The organism is Lysobacter sp. cf310 (genome assembly GCF_900114355.1).
In the GTDB taxonomy this organism is placed as follows: Bacteria; Pseudomonadota; Gammaproteobacteria; order Xanthomonadales; family Xanthomonadaceae; genus Lysobacter.
The window spans coordinates 24,602-42,834 of sequence record NZ_FOSS01000006.1 but is presented as its reverse complement, the minus strand read 5'-3'; the positions used below and the strand labels follow the sequence as shown (position 1 = coordinate 42,834).

Here is an 18,233-nt window from a genome sequence, read left to right as displayed (position 1 = left end):
GAGGTTTGGCGAGACCCTGCCCTTCTCTTTGGTTACTTTTGACCGAAGGGAATCCAGACGGACTCTTGGGCAAGCAAGAGAAAGTGACTCGCACGCGCAGCGGGCGAAAGCCGTTGACCTTGCTAACCACCATTCGCCAAAACACGCGGCGAAGCGCTTAAATCACTGGATCCCCGCCTTCGCGAGGATGACGAATCGGGGTCTGCGCTGACTGCTGTTTGTCGCCCGCGCTTCGGGGCGTGACGTATCGGGTTGCGCAGCGCATCGTTCTGTCGTCCACGCGCGACCCGCAGGATGCGGTGAGCCGAAGGCGAACCGCAGCGCGCGCGCCGGCGCGTTTACATGCGCTGCACGCCCAACACCACGTTGAGGCGGCGCACCTTGCGCATCACGTCGGCGAGGTGGCGGCGGTCGCCGACCTCGATCGAGAAACGCATGATCGCGATGTTGGAATCGCGCTCCAGATACTCGACGCGATCGATGTTGGACTCGGCCTCGGCGATCGCCGCGGCGACCTGGGCCAGCGCGCCGGGGCGGTTGTCGACCTCGATACGCAGCGCGGCGCCGAAATCGCCGCTGACCTGGCGGTCCCAACCGATCGCAACCCAGCGGTCGGGCGACTTGCGGTAGTCGGCGACGTTGGGACAGTCCAGGCGGTGCACCACGATGCCCTTGCCGGCGGTGTGGTAGCCCATGATCTCGTCGCCGGGCAGCGGCAGACAACAGTTGGCGAAGCTGATCACGCCGCGCTCGGCGCCGGTGATCAGGATCTTGTCCTCGGTCATGCGCGGACGGTCGATCGTGCGCCCGCGCGGCTTGCCCGGGGTCTCGCGCGCGAGCGCCAGCGCGACCTGGTTGGGCATGCGGTTGCCCAGCGCGATGTCGGCCAGCAGGGCCTCCAGGCGCGGGTAGCGGTTCTCGCCCAGATAGGCTTCCAGGCGCAGCGCCGGCACCCGATCCAGCGAGGTCTCCAGCGCTTCCAGCGCGCGGTCGAGCATGCGATGGCCGAGCTGGACCGCGTCCTCGTGCTCGAGCTGCTTGAGCTGCTGGCGGATCGAGGTGCGGGCCTTGCCCGAGACCACGAACTCCAGCCACTGCGGCTTCGGCGTCGAGGACTTGGCGGTGATGATCTCCACGCGCTGACCGCTGGCCAGCTTGGTGCGCAACGGCACCAGCTTGCCGTCGACGCGCGCGGCGACCGCGCGGTTGCCGACGTCGGTGTGCACGGCGTAGGCGAAATCCAGCGCGGTCGAATTGCGCGGCAGCGAGAGGATGTCGCCCTTGGGCGTGAACAGGTAGACCTCGTCCGGGAACAGGTCGACCTTGACGTTCTCCAGGAACTCCAGCGAGGAACCGGTCGAACGCTGCGACTCGACCAGGCTGGCGATCCAGCTGTGGGCACGGGTCTGGGCGCTGTTCGGGCCTTCGCCGCCGTGCTTGTAGGACCAGTGCGCGGCGATGCCGCGCTCGGCGATCAGGTCCATTTCCTCGGTGCGGATCTGCACCTCCACCGGCGAGCCGTAGGGCCCGAACAGCACGGTGTGCAGCGACTGATAGCCGTTGGCCTTGGGAATGGCGATGAAGTCGCGGAAGCGCGCGTCCAGCGGTTTGTAGGCCGAGTGCACCACGCCGAGCGCGTGATAGCAGTCCGGCACGCTCTTGACGACGACGCGGAAGCCGAACACGTCCATGACCTGGGTGAAGCTCTTATGCTCGTGGTGCATCTTGGTGTAGATGCTCCACGGCGACTTCACCCGGCTGATCAGGCGGTGCTGCAGTTTTTCCTTGGCCAGGCGCTGGGCCAGGTGCGCTTCGATCTGCACCAGCGATTCGCGCCGCACCACCGGCTGGGTGCGGATACGCTTCTCGATCACCGCGTGGCGCCAGGGATGCAGGGCGCGGAAGCCCAGGTCCTGCAGCTCGGCCTTGATCAGGTTCATGCCCAGGCGCTGCGCGATCGGGGCGTAGATCTCCAGGGTTTCCAGGGCGATACGCTCGCGCGCCTCGGCGCTCTGCGCGCCCAGGGTGCGCATGTTGTGCAGGCGGTCGGCGAGCTTGATCAGGATCACGCGCAGGTCGCGCGCCATCGCCAGCAGCATCTTGCGGAAGCTCTCGGCGGCCGCTTCCTGGCGGTCGCGGAACTGCAGCTTGTCCAGCTTGGTGACGCCGTCGACCAGCTCGGCCACGGTCTCGCCGAATTCGGTCGCCAGGCCCTCGCGGGTCAGCGGGGTGTCTTCGATGGTGTCGTGCAGGATCGCCGCGATCAGGGTCTCGACGTCCAGGCCCTGGTCGGCCAGCACCTTGGCCACCGCCACCGGATGGGTGATGTAGGGCTCGCCCGACTTGCGGGTCTGGCCGGCGTGCGCGGCGGCGCCGATCGCCCAGGCGCGCCGCAGCAACTGGCGCTGCGCCTCGGGCAGGTAATGCGCGGATTGCTCGAACTCGCGCACATAGTCCGGCAGGTCCGCGTCGTCGTGGGCGGGAACCGGATAGGACTGCAGCGCGGGCTCGGCGGGGGTCATAAGGGCAATCTACGCGGGCGGCGGCGCGGCTTGCAACGCGGTCGCATGCGAATCCGGCGCCGGAAACATGAATATGGTGGCGATTATCGGAATCCGTATGTGGAAGGCCGGTATTCCGGGGCTAAGGGAAGGCCCGTTCGCGGCGGCCGCGACTGCACTCCCCTGCTTCCTGCGGGAGCGGCGTAAGCCGCGATCGCGCGGTCCCGACCCGGGATTCAATCGCGGCTTACGCCGCTCCCGCATCAAGCCCGGAAACCGACGCCAGAGCCGCCAAGGCGCCGCAATCGCATCCGCATACGAAAACGGCCCCGCCGAGGCGGAGCCGTTGGTCTCGCGGGCGCGGCCCTGAGGCCGCGGCCGGACTCAGTCGTCGCCCTTGGACAGGTCGTCGTCGGCGACCACTTCGGCGGCGGCCCATTCCAGCGCCTCGCGCTCCTTGCGCTCGCGCTCGGACTTCTCGACCGCGTCGATGTATTCGGGGTTGATCTGGCGCGCGGCGATTTCGCGCAGCGCCAACACGGTCGGCTTGTCGTTGGCTTCGCTGTTGTCCAGCTGCGGCTCGACGCCGTTGGCCAGCTGACGGGCGCGCTTGGCGGCCAGCATGACGAGTTCGAAGCGGTTATCGACCACTTCCAGGCAATCTTCGACGGTAATGCGGGCCATGGGGCTCCTGGCGGCCGGTGCGGCCGTCTTTACAGCGGATGGGGACCGGGAAGTTTAGCCGCGCCCGCGCCCTAGAGCAAGATTCGGGACCTTTCGACATTAAGAATCAATCACTTACCCGCGCCACAGCGGCACAACGACTGTAGGAGCGGCGCAAGCCGCGACCGCGCCTATGGGCTCTGGCGTCACTACGGGTAGGTCCAGGGCCGCCGGGTCGCGGCTCGCGCCGCTCCTACCCCAGGGCGGATAAGACCAGCCTACCCCTGCCCGGCTCAGCCCTCGTCGGCCAGCAGGGCGGTGATCAGGCGCGAATGGCGCGCGACCTGCGGATCGCGGCGCAGACGGCTGGCGACGAAGATCGCGCACATCTCGTCCACCGCGGTGTCGAAGTGCTCGTTGACGATCACGTAGTCGAACTCGCCGTAATGCGACATCTCCTCGCGCGCGGCCGCGAGCCGCTGCTGGATCACTTCCTCGCTGTCCTGCCCGCGCGTGCGCATGCGCGATTCCAGGGCCTGGCGCGACGGCGGCAGGATGAACACGCTGACCGCGCCCGGCACCTTGCTGCGGACCTGACGCGCGCCCTGCCAGTCGATCTCCAGCAGCACGTCGCGGCCGCTGGACAACTGCGGCTCCACCGACTGGCGCGCGGTGCCCTTCCAGTCGCCGTGCACACGCGCGTGCTCGAAGAAATCGCCGGCCTCGACCATGCCCTCGAACTCCTCGGCGCTGACGAAGTGGTAGTGCTCGGCGTGGCGCTCGCCCGGCCGCGGCTGGCGCGAGGTGAACGAGATCGACAGGCTGATGTTCGGGTCGCGGGCCAGCACCGCGTTGACGATGCTGGATTTTCCGGCGCCCGACGGGGCTGCGACGATGTAGAGGGTTCCGCGCATTAGGCTGAGACCAATTGATAACAGGAGTGAGCTGGGAGGAGTGAGAAATGAGCAGCGGCGGAGGTTCCGCTCGCGCCTCACTTCCATTCGCTCACTACTCGATGTTCTGGATCTGCTCGCGGACCTGGTCGATCAGCACCTTCAGCTCCACCGCCGCCGCCGAACTGCGCGCGTCGACCGACTTGGAGCCCAAGGTATTGGCCTCGCGGTTGAATTCCTGCAGCAGGAAATCGAGCCGGCGACCGACCGCCTCGCGCAGCTTGAGCACGCGCCGGGCTTCGGCGACATGGGCGTCGAGCCGGTCCAGCTCTTCGTCCACGTCGAGCTTCTGCAGCCACAGCACCAGTTCCTGCTCGACCCGGCCCTGATCGAAACCGCCGACGCCGCTGGACTGGGCCAGATCGGCCAGGCGCGTTTCCAGCTTGGTGCGCTGGCCGGTGCGGATGCCCGGCATCATGCCGCGCACATCGGCGGCGATCGCGGCGATGCCGTCGACGCGCTCGGCGATCACCGTCGCCAGCTTGGCGCCCTCGCGCTCGCGCGCGGCCAGGAATTCGTCCAGCACGCCGTCCAGCAGGTCCAGCGCGGCGGCCTGCAGCGCGGCCTGGTCGGTGGCCGGGGTCTGCAGCACGCCCGGGAACTGCAGCAGATCGGTGAGTTCGGTGCGCAGGCCCGGGAAACGCGCCTGCAGGTCGATCGCCAGATCGCCCAGCTCGCGCAGGCGGCTGGGGTTGAGCTGCAGCGCGGCGGCGCCCTCGGGCGCACGCAGGCGCAGCACGAAGTCGAGCTTGCCGCGGCTGACGCGGCTGGCGATGCGTTCGCGCAGCGCCGGTTCCAGCGCGCGCAGCTCGTCGGGCAGGCGCAGGCCCAGCTCGAGGAAGCGGTGGTTGACCGAGCGCAGCTCGCAGCCGAGCGTGCCCCATTCGGTGACGCGTTCGCCGCTGGCGAAGGCGGTCATGCTGCGGATCATGCGGTGGTCCAAGGCCTACAGGGAGCGAATGGTAAACTCGCCAGCCACCAAAACGGTAACTCATGGCCATGACCGGCACTTCCGCCGCCCCCACCGACGCCTTCGCGCGTCCCAGCGGGCGCACGCCCGGGCAGATGCGCGAAGTCCGCATCGAACGCGCTTACACCGCCCACGCCGAAGGCTCGGTGCTGGTCAGCTTCGGCCAGACCCGCGTGTTGTGCACCGCCAGCGTCGAAAACAAGGTGCCGGCCTTCCTGCGCGGCAAGGGCGAAGGCTGGGTCACCGCCGAGTACGGCATGCTGCCGCGCGCCACCCACACCCGCAGCGACCGCGAGGCCGCGCGCGGCAAGCAGGGCGGGCGCACCCTGGAAATTCAGCGCCTGATCGGCCGCGCCCTGCGCGCCTGCATCGACCGCAAGGCCCTGGGCGAGCGCACCATCACCCTGGACTGCGACGTGCTGCAGGCCGACGGCGGCACCCGCACCGCCGCGATCACCGGCGCCTACGTGGCCCTGGTTGACGCGGTGCGCTGGCTGCAGGCGCGGCGCGAGATCGCCAAGGACCCGATCTTCGGCGCGGTCGCGGCGGTCTCGGTCGGCGTGTATCGCGGCGTGCCCGTGCTGGACCTGGACTACGCCGAGGACAGCGACTGCGACACCGACATGAACGTGGTCATGAACGACGGCGGCGGCTTCATCGAGCTGCAGGGCACCGCCGAAGGCCATGCGTTCCGGCGCGAGGAACTCGACGGCCTGCTCGGCCTGGCCGAAGCCGGCATCGCCGAACTGATCCAGCACCAGCGCGACGCCCTGGCGCGATGAGCGGCACGGCGACGCAGCGCACGCTGGGCAGCCTGACCCTGGTGGTGCGCGACTACGACGAGGCGATCGCCTACTACACCGGCGCGCTCGGCTTCGTCCTGCTCGAGGACGTCGACCAGGGCGGCGGCAAGCGCTGGGTGCGGGTGTCGCCTTCGCCGGGCAACGAGACCGCCTTGCTGCTGGCCCAGGCCGTCGGCGACGAACAAAGCGCCGCGATCGGCCGCCAGACCGGCGGCCGGGTCGGTTTCTTCCTGCACACCGACGATTTCGCCCGCGACCACGCCGCGATGTCGGCCCGGGGCGTGCGTTTCATGGAGGCGCCGCGCCACGAGGCCTACGGCACCGTGGCGGTATTCGAGGACCTGTACGGCAACCGCTGGGATCTGTTGGAGCTGAAGCGATGAAACTGGTGTTGGCGAGCAGCAATCCAGGCAAGCTGGTCGAACTGCGCGAACTGCTGGCCGACACCGGCATCGAACTGGTCGCGCAGAGCGACCTGGGCGTGGAAGACGCCGAGGAAACCGCCAGCACCTTCGTCGAAAACGCCCTGCTCAAGGCGCGCCACGCCTGCGCGATCACCGGGCTGCCGGCGCTGGCCGACGATTCGGGCATCTGCGTCGACGCCCTGGGCGGCGCGCCGGGCCTGTATTCGGCGCGTTACTCGGGCGTGCACGGCGACGCCCAGGCCAATATCGACAAGCTGCTGCTGGCGATGAAGGACGTGCCCGAAGGCCAGCGCGCCGCGCATTTCTACGCGGTGATCGTGCTGCTGCGCCACCCCGGCGATCCGCAACCGATCATCGCCGAAGGCGTGTGGCCGGGCCTGATCATCCGTGAGCGCCGCGGCACCGGCGGCTTCGGCTACAACCCGGTGTTCCTGGATCCCGACTACGGCCTGACCGCAGCCGAGATGGACACCGAGCTCAAGAACCGCCTCAGCCACCGCGGCCGCGCCCTGGCCGCGCTGCGCGAGAAGCTGCTCGACGCGATACGCTGACGGCCATGTTCGCGGTGCTGTGGCAATACCAGCTGCGTCCGGGCGCGCAGGCCGCGTTCGAGGCCCTGTACGGCCCCGACGGCGACTGGGTCGCGCTGTTCCGCGAGCATGCCGGCTACCTGGGCACCGAACTGTGGCGCGACGAAGCCAGCGGCGACTACCTGACGATGGACCGTTGGGCCTCGCAGGCCGACTACGACGCCTTCCTCGCCGCCGAGCAGCCGCGCTACGCCCAGATCGATGCGCGCGGCGACGCGCTGACCCTATCCGAACGCCGCATCGGCCGTTATCAAGGCTTATAGACGCGCGGGCTATGAGCGCGGTCCACGACAGCGGCACCGGAACGCGGCGCGCGTCACCGGCCGACGCTCCCCGCCCGCGTATCCTGAGCCCTGCCGCATCGTCCTCCACGGGCCGCCCCGCCCCATCGAACCCCCTCCGACCCGCATGCCGTCTTCCTTCCCGCTCCGCACCGCCGCACTGGCCCTGACCGGCGCACTGAGCCTGAGCGCCTGCAGCTCGTTCGACGGCCTATCGCCGCTGACCTGCAGCCGCGACGAAATCCGCGAACAGGGCGACGCCACGCCCGCGCAGCGCCGCTACGCCTTCCCGATCCGGATCGAATACGAACAGGACGGCCGCCGCAGCGTGGTCGAGAACAGCCTGATCTGCGTGTACCGCGGCCGCGAATACCTCGGCGATTGCGACAACGCCAACCGCTGGAGCATGTCGCTGGCGCAAGGCCGCGGCCTGTACCTGGCTGTGGGCGCGCCGCGCAAGGACCGCCAGGTCGCCTACGACCCCGGCGACTGCGAGCTGCTGGTCAACCAGGGCCGCGACCAGCCGTCCTACGTGGTGATCGGCCCCGACGCCGGCGAAGCCGACGACGCGGCCCTGCTGGACCCGCTGTCGATGCGCCGCGACTACGGCATCCGCATCCTCGACTACCGCATCGACCTGAGCGCGCGCCAGCCGCGCGCCGCGCGCTAAGCCCATGCTGTCGCTGCCGCCCCTGTCGCTGTACGTGCACCTGCCCTGGTGCGTACGCAAATGTCCCTACTGCGATTTCAATTCGCACGAGGGCCGCGGCCCGCTGCCGTTCGCGGACTACGTCGACGCCCTGCTCGCCGATCTGGACCACGACCTGCCGCTGGTCTGGGGCCGCACCGTGCAGACGGTGTTCTTCGGCGGCGGCACGCCCAGCCTGTTCCCGCCCGAGGCCATCGACCGCTTCCTGCAGGCCGCGAGCGCGCGCCTGCGTTTCGCGCCGGCTTGCGAGATCACCCTGGAAACCAACCCGGGCACCGCCGAGCACGGCCGCTTCGAGCTCTACCGCGCGGCCGGCGTGAACCGCCTGAGCTTCGGCATCCAGAGCTTCGACGACGGCTGCCTGCGCCGCCTCGGCCGCATCCACGACAGCGCCGATGCCGAATCGGCGGTCAAACTGGCCCAGGACGCCGGCTACGACAATCTCAATCTCGACCTGATGTACGCCTTGCCCGAACAGAGCCTGGCCATGGCCGAGCACGACCTGGAGCGCGCGTTCGCGCTGCAGCCCGCGCATGTCTCGCATTACCAGCTCACCCTGGAACCGAACACGGTGTTCGCCGCGCGCCCGCCGCAGGGCATCCCCGACGACGACGGCGCCTGGGACATGCAGGAGCATTGCCAGGCCCTGCTGGCCGCGCACGGTTACGCCCAGTACGAGGTCAGCGCCTACGCGCAGCCGGGCCGGCGCTGCGCGCACAACGTCAACTACTGGCGCTACGGCGACTACCTGGGCATCGGCGCCGGCGCCCACGGCAAGATCACCCTGGGCGCCGAACAGGCGGTGCTGCGGCGCTGGAAAATCAAGCATCCGACCCAGTACCTGGCCCGCGCCGGCAGCGCCGAGGCGATCGGCGGCGACGATCGGATCGGGCCGGAGCGGCGCCCGTTCGAGTTCATGCTCAATGCGCTGCGCCTGGTCGACGGCTTCGCCCTGGGCGATTTCGAGGCCCGCACCGGCCTGCCCGAGGCGACCATCGCCGAGGCGCTGCAGGCCGCCTACGAGCGCGGCTGGCTGGAACGCGAGGGCGCGCGCGTGCGCCCGACCGAGCTCGGCCGGCGCTACACCAACGACGTGGTCGCGCTGTTCCTGGAAGATTGAGCGCCCGCGCCCGCGTGCGTTTCGCGCGCCCGCCGTGCTGTCCCGCAGCATGGCGGCCGACCGTCCGCCAACGCGCGCTGGCCGCGCGCGGCCCCGGCCTGCGTTCGAATCGGTGGTCGCTCCATTCCGGCCGCTTGGCAGCGACAGGGCTGGCGGGTCTCAAGGGGGCGTGATTAGATCGCCCGATCCGGTATTGGTGAGCCCCGCATGTCCGCGACGTTCGAACCGCTAGGCAAATCGTTTCCGCGGCCCACGCTGGCCTCCGCGGCGATGCCCAAGCGCGTGCGGCGGGTGCTGGAGCACCTGTACGCCCTGGTCTCCGACGAAATGGCGCGCGCGCTGGACCTGATGCTGGTCGAGTACGAGCAGCAGCTGTTCCGCCAGGCCGACCAGGCGCGCAACCCCAGCCTGCAGTCGGTGCATCTGGAAACCCTGCGCCTGGTGCGCCTGAACCGGGTCGACCTGGTGCCGCGCTACCTGGTCGGGCTGGAAACCGCGTTGACCAAGGTGCGCGAGCCGGTGGTGACCGTCGAGGACCAGCAGGCCCTGCCGACCTTCCGCGACCTGCGCCTGGTCGACGATCGCGAAATCGACGAAAACACCGCCCTGCGCGCGATCGCGACGCGCCAGGAAGCGCGCGCCGGCCTGCCCCTGATGCTGCTGGGCCAGCGCTTCGGCGTGCTCGCCGGCACGCCCGCCTACGACGCCGAGCGCCTGCCGTTGGGCCCGCACAGCCTGGGCCGGATCCTGGCCGAGGCCTGCTCGGTGCTGCAGATCGGCCAGGAAGCCAAGCTCGACCTGTACCGGGTCTACGACCTGCAGGTGATGACCGGCTACGCGCAGTTGGTCGAAACCATGAACGCCCTGCTCGCGCGCGAGAACGTGCTGCCCAGCCTGTCGTTCGTGCCGATTCGCGCGCGCCCGACCGCGCAGAACGTCGATCGCGGCGAAGACCCGCGCGCCGCGCGCGAAGACGCCGGCCGTACGCCGCGCGGCGCGCGCCCCTACACCGCCTGGACCGGCCAGACCGATGCCGCCGCGGTCGCCGCCAGCGGCGACGAAAGCGGCGACTACGCCTCGCTGCAGCAGTTGTTGTCCGGGCGTCGCGAGCTGCTGGGCAAGCTGCGCCCCGGCGCGCAGCCCGCGGCGCGCCCGCCGCTGCCCACTCACGATCTGATCGACGCCCTGCGCGCGCTCCAGGCCACGCCCGCGCAGGCCGCGCCGCCGCAGCGCAGCGTCGCCGACCTGCGCCAGACCCTGCTCGCTCAGGCCCGCCAGCAGCGCGGCGAGGCCGCGACCCTGTCGCGCGAGGACAGCGACGCCTTCGAGCTGCTGGACCTGTTCTACGGCGAGATCGAGCGCGAGCTGCGCGGCGACGCCGCCACCACCGGCCTGCTCGGACGCCTGCAGGTGCCGCTCCTGCGCCTGGCGCTGCAGGACCGCGCCTTCTTCGTGCGCAGCCAGCATCCGGCACGCCAACTGTTGAACGCGGTCGCCGAAGCCGGCGCGAGCTGGATCCCGAAAGAGGAGTCCGATCCGCTGCTCAACGATCAACTGCGGCGCGCGGTCGAGCACGTGGTCGAGCACTACGACGGCGACGCGGCGGTGTTCGAAGCCGCCAACCAGAGCCTGCAGGACCATCTGCGCGCGATGGCGCGCAAGGCCGAGGTCGCCGAGCGCCGGCATGTCGAAGCCGCGCGCGGCAAAGAAAAATTGGAGATGGCCAAGCAGCAGGCCGGCGAGGCGATCCAGTCCGCGGTGCACGGCCAGAGCCTGCCCAAGTTCGTGCAGGCCCTGCTGACCCAGGCCTGGTCGGACGTGCTGACCCTGACCCTGCTGCGCCACGGCGAGGATTCGGACGAATGGCGGCGCCAGGTCGAGGCGACCCGTCAGATCGTCGCCGCCAACGTGGTCGGCGCCAGCCAGCAGGCGCCCGGCGGGCTGGACGGCGACATCGAACATGCGCTGACCCTGGTCGGCTATCACGCCGACGAGGCCAACGCGATCTCGCGCCAGCTCACCGTCGGCGCCGCGGCCGCCAACGACGACGTGGCCTCGCGCACCGAACTGGCGATGAAGCTCAAGGCGCGCGCGCGCCTGGGCGAGGACAGCACCGTCGTCAAGCGCGATCTGCCGACGCGCAACGAGCAGGAGCAGAGTTGCTGGGAGCACATCCGCACCCTGCCCTTCGGCACCTGGTTCGAATTCGTGACCAATCAACAGGGCGACGCGGTGCGCAGACGACTGTCGTGGTTCAGCACCGTCACCGACAACGCGCTGTTCGTGAACCAGCGCGGCCAGCGCATCGGCGAACAGTCGCTGGACAGCCTGGCGCGGATGATGGCGCACGGCCAGGCGCGCGTGGTCACCGCCGAGAAGGGCCGCCTGGTCGACCGCGCCTGGAACGCGGCGCTGAGCGTGCTGCGCGGCTTCGTCGGCGGCGGCCAGAAGACCGAGGAGGCGCAGGCATGAGCGAGGAATTCCGCCGCGTGCGCCGGCGCCGAGTCCAGGACACGGTGCAGGTCGTGGACACCATGACCGACGTGGTGATCGGCCAGCTCAGCAATCTGTCCGAGACCGGCATGCTGCTGATCGCGAACACGCCGCTGGTCGACGACGCCCTCTACCAACTGCGCTTCAGCCTGCGCGATGCTCCGCACCATACCTCGCCCATCGAAGTCGGCGCGCACCTGCTGTGGCAGGACCGCACCAGCATGCCCGGGCAGACCTGGACCGGCTTCCGCTTCATCACCATGCTCGAGAGCGAGATGCTGCAGCTGAGGCAGTGGCTGGATTCGCCGGGCGGCACTTACGAGTGAAGCGGGTAAGGCAGGAGTGAGCGGGGAGGAGTGAGTAGCGAGCGGGGGGCGCTTGCGACGCGCGCCATGTTCGATACATGGGATGGCGTGTCGAGGCGGTTCGGCGCAGCGCGACGATGCGGCTCGCCTTCGGCTCACCACATCCTACGTCCGTCGTCCGATTCGGTGGCCTGGCCGGCCCGCCGTAGGGTGCGGTGGCGACCGCACCATCGCCATCAGCCCGAAACGCCGCGCCAAGGCGCTCAACGTCGGTGGAACGGCACCGGCTCGGGCTGGTGCAGCGCATAGCCCTGCGCGTAGTCCACGCCCAGCGCGCCCAACTCCAGCAGGATCTCGTCGCTGGTCACCCATTCGGCGATTACCTTCAGGCCGCGCTGATGGCCGATATCGGTCACCGCCTTCACGATCGCATGGCTCATCGGATCGGTGAGCAGGTCGCGGATGAAAGCGCCGTCGATCTTGATGATGTCCACCGGCAGGTTCTTGAGATAGCCGAACGAGGACATGCCCGCGCCGAAATCGTCCAGGGCGAAGCGGCAACCGACCGCACGCAGGCGCTCGATGAAGCGCGCGACCTGAGCCAGGTTGCGCACCGCCACCGTCTCGGTGATCTCGAAGCAGACCCGCTCCGGCGCGACCGCATGGCGCTTGAGCAGCTCCAGGATCAGGTCGGCCAGGGTCTCGTCCTCGATGCTGGCGCCGGACAAGTTGATCGTCGCGGTGCGCAGTTGCGCGCCGGAGGGATGCAGGCGATCGAAATTGGCCAGCGCGGTCTCGATCACCCAGCGGTCGATCATCGGCATCAGGCCGTAGCGTTCGGCGGCGGGGATGAAGGCGCCAGGCACGACCAAACGGCCCTGCTCATCGCGGAAGCGCAGCAGCAGTTCCAGATGCAGTCCGGATTCCGCGCTGGGCGACAGCGGCCAGACCTCCTGGTACTTGAGCAGCAGGCGGCCCTCGTCGATCGCCCAGCGCAGGCGGTTGGCCCATTCCATCTCGCTGCGCCGGCGCGCGGCGTTGTCGTCGTGCTCGGAATAGAAGTGCACGCGGTTGCGTCCGCCCTCCTTGGCCATGTAGCAGGCGGTGTCGGCTTGCGACAGCAGGTCCTTGAGTGTCACGTTGGGCCGGTCCAGCATCACTCCGCCTATGCTGGCGGTGATGGTGTAGGTGCGCTGTTCCCACACGAACACATAGCCGTCGATGTGTTCGCGCAAGCGTTCGGCCACCAGCGCCGCGCCGGCCTGGTCGTGGACCTCGGTGGCGAGCACGCCGAATTCGTCGCCGCCCAGGCGCGCGAGCACGTCGCCGCCGCGCAGGTGGCTGCTCATCATGGTCGCCAGCTGGCTCAGCAACTGGTCGCCGGCGACATGGCCGGAGGTGTCGTTGATCAGCTTGAACTGGTCCAGGTCGATGTACAGCAGCGCGCACGGCGGTCCGCCCGCGGCCACGCCGGCAAGCACGCGCTCGATCCGGCGCTCGAACTCGCGCCGGTTGTAGAGCTCGGTCAGGGTGTCGTGGCTGGCCTGATAGGTCAGCAGTTCGGTGAGCTGGCGCTGCTCGGAGATGTCGGAGGCCACCATCAGCAGCCTGGCGTGCCCCTCCAGCACCACGCTGGTGATCGAGACGTTGGCCCAGAAGCGGTCGCCGTTCACGCTGCGCAGCATCGCCTCGGCGTTGGCGCAGTCGACCAGGTCGGCCGCACGCAGCTTGTCGCGCAGCAGTTCGTCCTCGAACAGCTCCGGCAGCGGCACTTCGTACACGGTCTCGCCCAGGCGCGCGCGCGAGGCCTGGTTGGCGTAGGAGATGCGGCCGTCGTCGCGGCGCGCCAGCAGCACCAGCGCCGGCAGCAGTTCGTTGAGCGCGCGAAAACGCTCCTCGCTTTCGCGATAGCGCCGGCTCATGCGCGAGCCCAGCTCCAGCGCGAGCCGGCGCGTGCGCGCGACCGACCACACCAGCAGGGCCAGCAGCACGCTCGCGAGCAGGCCGGGCAGCAGCACCCAGTTGCGTTCGCTGGCCGCATCGGCGACCGGCTGCAGCGCGTGCATGCGCACCCGCCAGCGGCGGCCGCCGTAGTCGAGCCGACGCTCGAAGCGATAACCGGTGTCCGTCGCCGGCGCCGGGCCGGTCGCGAACAGCGGCGCCGGGGCGTCGGTGATGTCGCTGACCTCGACCTGCAGCTCGCGGCGCGCGTCCTCGCCCAGGCTGCCTTCGATCAGCTGCCCGGCATGGAAGGAGATCGCGATCGAGCCGCGCATGCGCGCGCGCCGCTGCTCGACGTCCTGCGGCGGCGGGCCGGCCGAGAACACCGGCAGGCGCATGGTCACGCCGTCGCGGCGCGGATCGGCCGCGGCCTGCTGGGCCAGGCGGAACGGCGCCGACAGCACCGCCTGGTCGCTGTCGCGCGAACTCAGCACGCCGACCAGGTTGGTCGGCTGCAGGTTCACGTCCAGGCCGATCAGGCGCTCGTTGCCGTGCAGCGGCGCGACCAGCTCGGTGATGTAGTGATCGCCGTCCACGCGCGACTCGCGGCGCGAATAGGCCATGGCCTCCAGGCTGGGGAAGCGGTTGCGCGGACGCACGTTGGCGTAGAGGTTGGCGTACTCGTCGGCGGTGATCGTGTCCGAGGTCAGGAACAGGGTCTGGACCGAGCGCAGCAGCAGTTCGCAGGATTGCAGGCGATCGACGATGGCGTGGTAACCGCGCTCGGCGCTGCTGTCGAGCGCGGCGGTGCGGTCGTCGACCACCCGGCGCTGCTGCGCGCCGCCCAGCCACAGGGTCAGGCCGACGCCGAACGCCAGCGCGAGCAGGCTCCAGGCCCAGGCCGGGATGCCCAGCGGCGCGATCCGTTCGGGCACGCCGGCAGCCGGCGGCTCGGCCGCGCCGCCATAGCGGCGGGCGCCGCCCGGGGCACCTGGCCGCGAGGACGAAGAGACCTCTTCTGCATCCCTGGACGTCCCCAAGCGACCCTCCATGAAGTCCCGCGATCCGGCGATCCTATACCCGGCCCACCTCGCCATGCTTCGACATCTCGTTCACGAAGCGGGTACCCGCCCGCTCGCACTCGTCGATTCGCCCAGCGCGCAAACGCCTGTCCCCGACCGCCGCGTATTGCGACTCGTCTATCAGACCTTTTACGCAATCAGGGCGAGGTCAGCGGCCACCGGCCAGGCCCGCGCTCGCGGCGCGGCGGCGTCGATGTCGGATTCTGTGACGCAGGCTGCGATGTTTTGTGACGAAGGCGACACGATCGCCGCCATCGATTCCGCCTCGCGGCACATCGGCGCGCGTCGTCAGACGGGCCGCTTGCGCGGCCTGCTTCGGCCGACGGCGCGGTTCATCCGCCCAGCGCTGCGCAGGCGTCCCAGCCCTGCGGCGTGCCGGCCGTGGAGTCGCCGCGGAAATTGTCGCGCAGCGTGGTCTGCGCCCATTCGTCGGCTTCGCCACGCTGCGCCGGGCTCAGGCTTGCGCCCGCCATGGCGAGCTGGCGATCGATCTGGGCGACCCGGAAGCTCTCCGCTCCAAGGCGGTAGAGCTTGAGATAGCGATAGTGCTGATAGGGGTCGCTGCCGACCAGGCCCGCGAGCATGCTCTGCGCACCCGGCTCGTAGGCGCTTTGCAGCAGGTCCACCACGCGCCAGTCGCCGGCGGCCAAACCGCTCTGGATCAGCCGGGTCGCCTGCTGGCGGTAGACGCCGAGCGCGCCGGGCTGCTTGAGCAGGCCGCGCGTGTCGTACAGCGGCCCGCGGCTGAGGTAACAGGCGCGCGCATCGGCGTCGCCGAGCCTGGCCGCCTGCGCCAGGTTCGCGTTCAATGTGTCGAGTATTTCGTCGCTGACGCCCTCGCACAGCGTCCGTCCCTGGTCGACGTCGCGTTGGCGAATCGCGGCGGTGTCGAGCAAGGCCTGGTAGGTGCGCAACTGCGCGGCGCTCAGGTTCTCGGTCTTCTGTTCGGTGAGATCGTGGGTGTTGCGCATCGTCGACCATTCGATCGCGCGCTGGCGGCTGCAACGGTTGAGGTCGCGCAACAGCCGCGCCGCGGCGCGACCGTCGCCGGCGTTCGCCTGCGCCTGCAGCTGGGCGTACACCGACTTGAGCGGCGCGCCCAGCGGCGGCAGCCGCGCGCCGCGATCGAAGTTCAACGAAGCCTGGGCGACCATGGCCAGGTTGCTGCCCGGCGCTCCGCCGACCGGCTGCTCGGTTACTGCGGCCGACTCCAGCGGCGTAGGCACGCTCGCGCCTTCCTTGCGGCCGTACAGGTAGGCGCCGACGATGGCCGCCAGGGCCAGGACGGCCAGAAATGCGAGTCGATAGGGGCTCATGTCGAAGCCTTGGATGCGGGGGCCGGCAAGGGCCGGATTCGGTGGCCGGTTCGCAGCGAAATCCACACGGATCGTAGCGAAAAAGTCGTCATTCTTGAGGCGTCGCGAACGAACATGGATCCCAGCCGGGGGCGGTCGTATCGGTGGAATTGCTGCTGCCGAACTCGTTCTGGAATCTTTCCTGCGCCCACCGATCGGCGTCCGCGCGCTGCTCCGGCTGGATGCGTGCGGCCGCCAGCGCCAACTTCCGATCCATATCGGCGGCGCGGCCGCGTTCCGCGCCGAGGCGGTAGAGCTTGAGATAACGGTAGTACTGGACGGCATCCGAACCCAAGGTTCCGGCGAGCATGCCGTCCGCGCCCGGCTCATACGAGCGGCGGAGTATGTCCACCACTTTCCAATCGCCCGCGGCCATGCCGGCATCCACCAACGACTTGACGCTGCTGCGGTAGTCCTGGATCCACTCCGGATGACGCATGAGTCCCCGTGCATCGTAGCCGGGCCCGCTGGCGAGGTAGCAGGCGCGCGCATGCTCCTCGCCCAGTTGCGCCGCCTTTTGCAAGCTGGACAGTTGCGAATCCAACATGCCGCGATCGAGCCCGTCGCAGAGCGTGCGGGTTTTGTGGATGGCCTGCTTGTGCGATTCCACCGCCTCCAGCTGCACCCGATAGCGCTCCAACGCCTGCGCGCTGGTCCCGTCGATCTTGTCGGCCAGGGTTTCGTCGGCTACCCGTGTCAGGAACCATTCCAGATTGTCGAGACCGGCGCAGGTGCGCAGGTCCTGGTACAAGCGCGTGGCCGCCGCGACATCGCCGGCGTCGGCGCGCGAGCGCAGGTCGTTGAAGATGCGCTTCAGCGGCATATCGCGTGCCGGCAGCGATGCCATCATCCGAACCGGATCGATCGAGGCGACATTCGCGCCTGCCTGCGCCCGGGCAGTGGCGATCGGCGCAGCCGCGGCCGCGGCTTCCGGGCTCCGACCTCGCCCCAGGAAGTAGGCGCCGATCAATGCGGCCAGTCCGACCAAGGCGATCAGGATGTAGCGAAATTGCATTCCCGAATCCACTCCAGAACCGCAACAAGCACCGGCGACGGGACGTGACCGGCAGAGCGGCCCCTCGCGAGGCCGCCCTGCGCTCACCAGCGAACCACTACTGGTACGGAGAGCCGTCCCGCACGTATGCGGCGGCGGCAATGCCCGTGTCGCCCTTCAAGATCGCCTGGTTCTTGCCCGCGGCCGACGGCAATCCCACCTTAAGATTAACCGCACCCGAGACCAGCGAGTCCAGCAACTGCGTCAGGATCGGCAAACCCAGGGCGATGTTGCCGCAGCCCTTCGCCGCCGGCACCGCGAACGTATTGTCGACCAGGATATTGCCGGTGTTCTGGAAATACGCGTACGGGTCGTTACCGACCTGGATGGAATCCAGGCTGCCGGGGCTGCCCGAGATCGGCGCGGTGGGCGCCGGCGGAGCGGTGGTGCCGGTCTGCAGCTTGACCACGACCGGATTCTGCGCGGAACCGATGTAGCAGGAGTTGCCGAGGAACGGATTCTGCAGACGCACGCGCAGCGCAAGCCGCACCGCGGTCGGATCGCCACCCCAGTTCGGGTTGAGGGCCGCACCGAAATCGGTCTGTATCGTCTGCACGGGCTCCATCGTCGCGGTCACGTCGTTGACCGAATTGACCACGCTCCAGAACGCCTGCCACAAGGGCAGCGGCCAATTCGGCGCCGGGTTGACGATGCCGAGCAGACCGCCCGGGACCTTGCCCGGCGGGGAATTGAGCGTCGGCGCGCCCACCGCCTCGAACAACGGCGACGGCTGAATTCCGGTGATGCCGCCCTGCAGGACGATCGGCTTGTCGATCGGCAAGGTGGTGGTACCGATGGTGAACGAGCCCGAGCTGGTCACGCTGTGCACGCAAGCGGTCCCTTCTTCCTGAAGGGGCAGGCTTTCGTACGGGCAGAACTGGAACCGCTCGTAACCTGGGGCCGGTGGTGCCGCCGTCGCGGCGGGCGTGACGACGACTCCGGCCAACGCCGTGGCAAGGGCCGTGAGTAGCAATGCCTTGGACATGAT

General features: G+C 69.4%; 16 protein-coding genes. 8 read left to right on the top strand and 8 right to left on the bottom strand.

The annotated features are described in order from the left end of the window. Window positions 1–338: 338 nt before the first annotated feature. From BMZ45_RS18865 to BMZ45_RS18850, 4 genes are all read right to left on the bottom strand, one after another. Window positions 339–2,522, bottom strand: coding sequence for a RelA/SpoT family protein (locus BMZ45_RS18865; RefSeq protein WP_091638080.1), 2,184 nt, complete (start codon window positions 2,520–2,522; stop codon window positions 339–341). A 363-nt stretch (window positions 2,523–2,885) separates the two neighbouring features. Continuing rightward, on the bottom strand, window positions 2,886–3,185 hold the full coding sequence (gene rpoZ / locus BMZ45_RS18860) for a DNA-directed RNA polymerase subunit omega (protein WP_055900332.1): 300 nt from the start codon (window positions 3,183–3,185) through the stop codon (window positions 2,886–2,888). A gap of 272 nt (window positions 3,186–3,457) precedes the next feature. Then, window positions 3,458–4,078 carry a guanylate kinase gene (gene gmk / locus BMZ45_RS18855; protein WP_091638079.1) on the bottom strand — a complete coding sequence of 207 codons (621 nt, stop codon included), beginning with the start codon at window positions 4,076–4,078 and terminating at the stop codon, window positions 3,458–3,460. 94 nt (window positions 4,079–4,172) lie between these two features. Continuing rightward, window positions 4,173–5,048: a YicC/YloC family endoribonuclease gene (locus BMZ45_RS18850; protein ID WP_091638078.1), complete on the bottom strand. Its 876-nt coding sequence runs from the start codon at window positions 5,046–5,048 to the stop codon at window positions 4,173–4,175. Between the two features lie 68 nt (window positions 5,049–5,116). On the opposite strand from BMZ45_RS18850, the gene rph reads away from it, so the two are divergent. The 8 genes from rph (at window position 5,117) to BMZ45_RS18810 (ending at window position 11,834) form a co-directional block, all read left to right on the top strand. After that, complete coding sequence (gene rph, locus BMZ45_RS18845) at window positions 5,117–5,869, top strand: ribonuclease PH (RefSeq protein ID WP_056182608.1); 753 nt, start codon at window positions 5,117–5,119, stop codon at window positions 5,867–5,869. Next, window positions 5,866–6,273: a VOC family protein gene (locus BMZ45_RS18840; RefSeq protein ID WP_091638077.1), complete on the top strand. Its 408-nt coding sequence runs from the start codon at window positions 5,866–5,868 to the stop codon at window positions 6,271–6,273. The genes rph and BMZ45_RS18840 overlap by 4 nt, the downstream gene beginning before the upstream one ends. Beyond that, window positions 6,270–6,866 carry an RdgB/HAM1 family non-canonical purine NTP pyrophosphatase gene (rdgB, locus tag BMZ45_RS18835; protein WP_091638076.1) on the top strand — a complete coding sequence of 199 codons (597 nt, stop codon included), beginning with the start codon at window positions 6,270–6,272 and terminating at the stop codon, window positions 6,864–6,866. The genes BMZ45_RS18840 and rdgB overlap by 4 nt, the downstream gene beginning before the upstream one ends. Window positions 6,867–6,871: 5 nt before the next feature. Then, complete coding sequence (locus BMZ45_RS18830; protein WP_091638075.1) at window positions 6,872–7,168, top strand: antibiotic biosynthesis monooxygenase family protein; 297 nt, start codon at window positions 6,872–6,874, stop codon at window positions 7,166–7,168. A gap of 145 nt (window positions 7,169–7,313) precedes the next feature. Continuing rightward, window positions 7,314–7,856, top strand: coding sequence for a hypothetical protein (locus BMZ45_RS18825; protein ID WP_091638074.1), 543 nt, complete (start codon window positions 7,314–7,316; stop codon window positions 7,854–7,856). A gap of 4 nt (window positions 7,857–7,860) precedes the next feature. Beyond that, window positions 7,861–9,015 carry a radical SAM family heme chaperone HemW gene (gene hemW, locus BMZ45_RS18820; RefSeq protein WP_091638073.1) on the top strand — a complete coding sequence of 385 codons (1,155 nt, stop codon included), beginning with the start codon at window positions 7,861–7,863 and terminating at the stop codon, window positions 9,013–9,015. 207 nt (window positions 9,016–9,222) lie between these two features. Continuing rightward, window positions 9,223–11,487 (top strand): DUF1631 domain-containing protein, encoded by a 2,265-nt coding sequence (locus tag BMZ45_RS18815; protein ID WP_091638072.1) that lies wholly within the window; start codon window positions 9,223–9,225, stop codon window positions 11,485–11,487. Next, complete coding sequence (locus tag BMZ45_RS18810) at window positions 11,484–11,834, top strand: PilZ domain-containing protein (RefSeq protein WP_091638071.1); 351 nt, start codon at window positions 11,484–11,486, stop codon at window positions 11,832–11,834. The genes BMZ45_RS18815 and BMZ45_RS18810 overlap by 4 nt, the downstream gene beginning before the upstream one ends. 242 nt (window positions 11,835–12,076) lie before the next feature. Here BMZ45_RS18810 and BMZ45_RS18805 read toward each other — a convergent pair whose 3' ends face one another. From BMZ45_RS18805 to BMZ45_RS18790, 4 genes are all read right to left on the bottom strand, one after another. Then, a complete protein-coding gene (locus BMZ45_RS18805; protein WP_254776695.1) occupies window positions 12,077–14,689 on the bottom strand; it encodes a bifunctional diguanylate cyclase/phosphodiesterase in 2,613 nt (870 codons plus the stop codon). A 479-nt stretch (window positions 14,690–15,168) separates the two neighbouring features. Continuing rightward, the gene (locus BMZ45_RS18800) at window positions 15,169–16,152 is read right to left on the bottom strand and encodes a hypothetical protein (RefSeq protein ID WP_091638069.1); all 984 of its coding nucleotides are present in this window, start codon (window positions 16,150–16,152) and stop codon (window positions 15,169–15,171) included. A gap of 88 nt (window positions 16,153–16,240) precedes the next feature. Continuing rightward, complete coding sequence (locus tag BMZ45_RS18795; protein WP_091638068.1) at window positions 16,241–17,206, bottom strand: hypothetical protein; 966 nt, start codon at window positions 17,204–17,206, stop codon at window positions 16,241–16,243. Window positions 17,207–17,303: 97 nt separating this feature from the next. Then, window positions 17,304–18,230, bottom strand: a complete 927-nt coding sequence (locus tag BMZ45_RS18790; protein WP_139215585.1) for a hypothetical protein — start codon at window positions 18,228–18,230, stop codon at window positions 17,304–17,306. Between the last annotated feature and the right edge of the window lie 3 nt (window positions 18,231–18,233).

What these genes read in the sequence shown, in the direction of transcription:
- BMZ45_RS18865 (WP_091638080.1), bottom strand. Translation starts at nt 2,522, where the DNA reads ATGACCCCCGCCGAGCCCGCGCTGCAGTCCTATCCGGTTCCCGCCCAC.
- rpoZ (WP_055900332.1), bottom strand. Translation starts at nt 3,185, where the DNA reads ATGGCCCGCATTACCGTCGAAGATTGCCTGGAAGTGGTCGATAACCGC.
- gmk (WP_091638079.1), bottom strand. Translation starts at nt 4,078, where the DNA reads ATGCGCGGAACCCTCTACATCGTCGCAGCCCCGTCGGGCGCCGGAAAA.
- BMZ45_RS18850 (WP_091638078.1), bottom strand. Translation starts at nt 5,048, where the DNA reads ATGATCCGCAGCATGACCGCCTTCGCCAGCGGCGAACGCGTCACCGAA.
- rph (WP_056182608.1), top strand. Translation starts at nt 5,117, where the DNA reads ATGACCGGCACTTCCGCCGCCCCCACCGACGCCTTCGCGCGTCCCAGC.
- BMZ45_RS18840 (WP_091638077.1), top strand. Translation starts at nt 5,866, where the DNA reads ATGAGCGGCACGGCGACGCAGCGCACGCTGGGCAGCCTGACCCTGGTG.
- rdgB (WP_091638076.1), top strand. Translation starts at nt 6,270, where the DNA reads ATGAAACTGGTGTTGGCGAGCAGCAATCCAGGCAAGCTGGTCGAACTG.
- BMZ45_RS18830 (WP_091638075.1), top strand. Translation starts at nt 6,872, where the DNA reads ATGTTCGCGGTGCTGTGGCAATACCAGCTGCGTCCGGGCGCGCAGGCC.
- BMZ45_RS18825 (WP_091638074.1), top strand. Translation starts at nt 7,314, where the DNA reads ATGCCGTCTTCCTTCCCGCTCCGCACCGCCGCACTGGCCCTGACCGGC.
- hemW (WP_091638073.1), top strand. Translation starts at nt 7,861, where the DNA reads ATGCTGTCGCTGCCGCCCCTGTCGCTGTACGTGCACCTGCCCTGGTGC.
- BMZ45_RS18815 (WP_091638072.1), top strand. Translation starts at nt 9,223, where the DNA reads ATGTCCGCGACGTTCGAACCGCTAGGCAAATCGTTTCCGCGGCCCACG.
- BMZ45_RS18810 (WP_091638071.1), top strand. Translation starts at nt 11,484, where the DNA reads ATGAGCGAGGAATTCCGCCGCGTGCGCCGGCGCCGAGTCCAGGACACG.
- BMZ45_RS18800 (WP_091638069.1), bottom strand. Translation starts at nt 16,152, where the DNA reads ATGAGCCCCTATCGACTCGCATTTCTGGCCGTCCTGGCCCTGGCGGCC.
- BMZ45_RS18795 (WP_091638068.1), bottom strand. Translation starts at nt 17,206, where the DNA reads ATGCAATTTCGCTACATCCTGATCGCCTTGGTCGGACTGGCCGCATTG.
- BMZ45_RS18790 (WP_139215585.1), bottom strand. Translation starts at nt 18,230, where the DNA reads ATGTCCAAGGCATTGCTACTCACGGCCCTTGCCACGGCGTTGGCCGGA.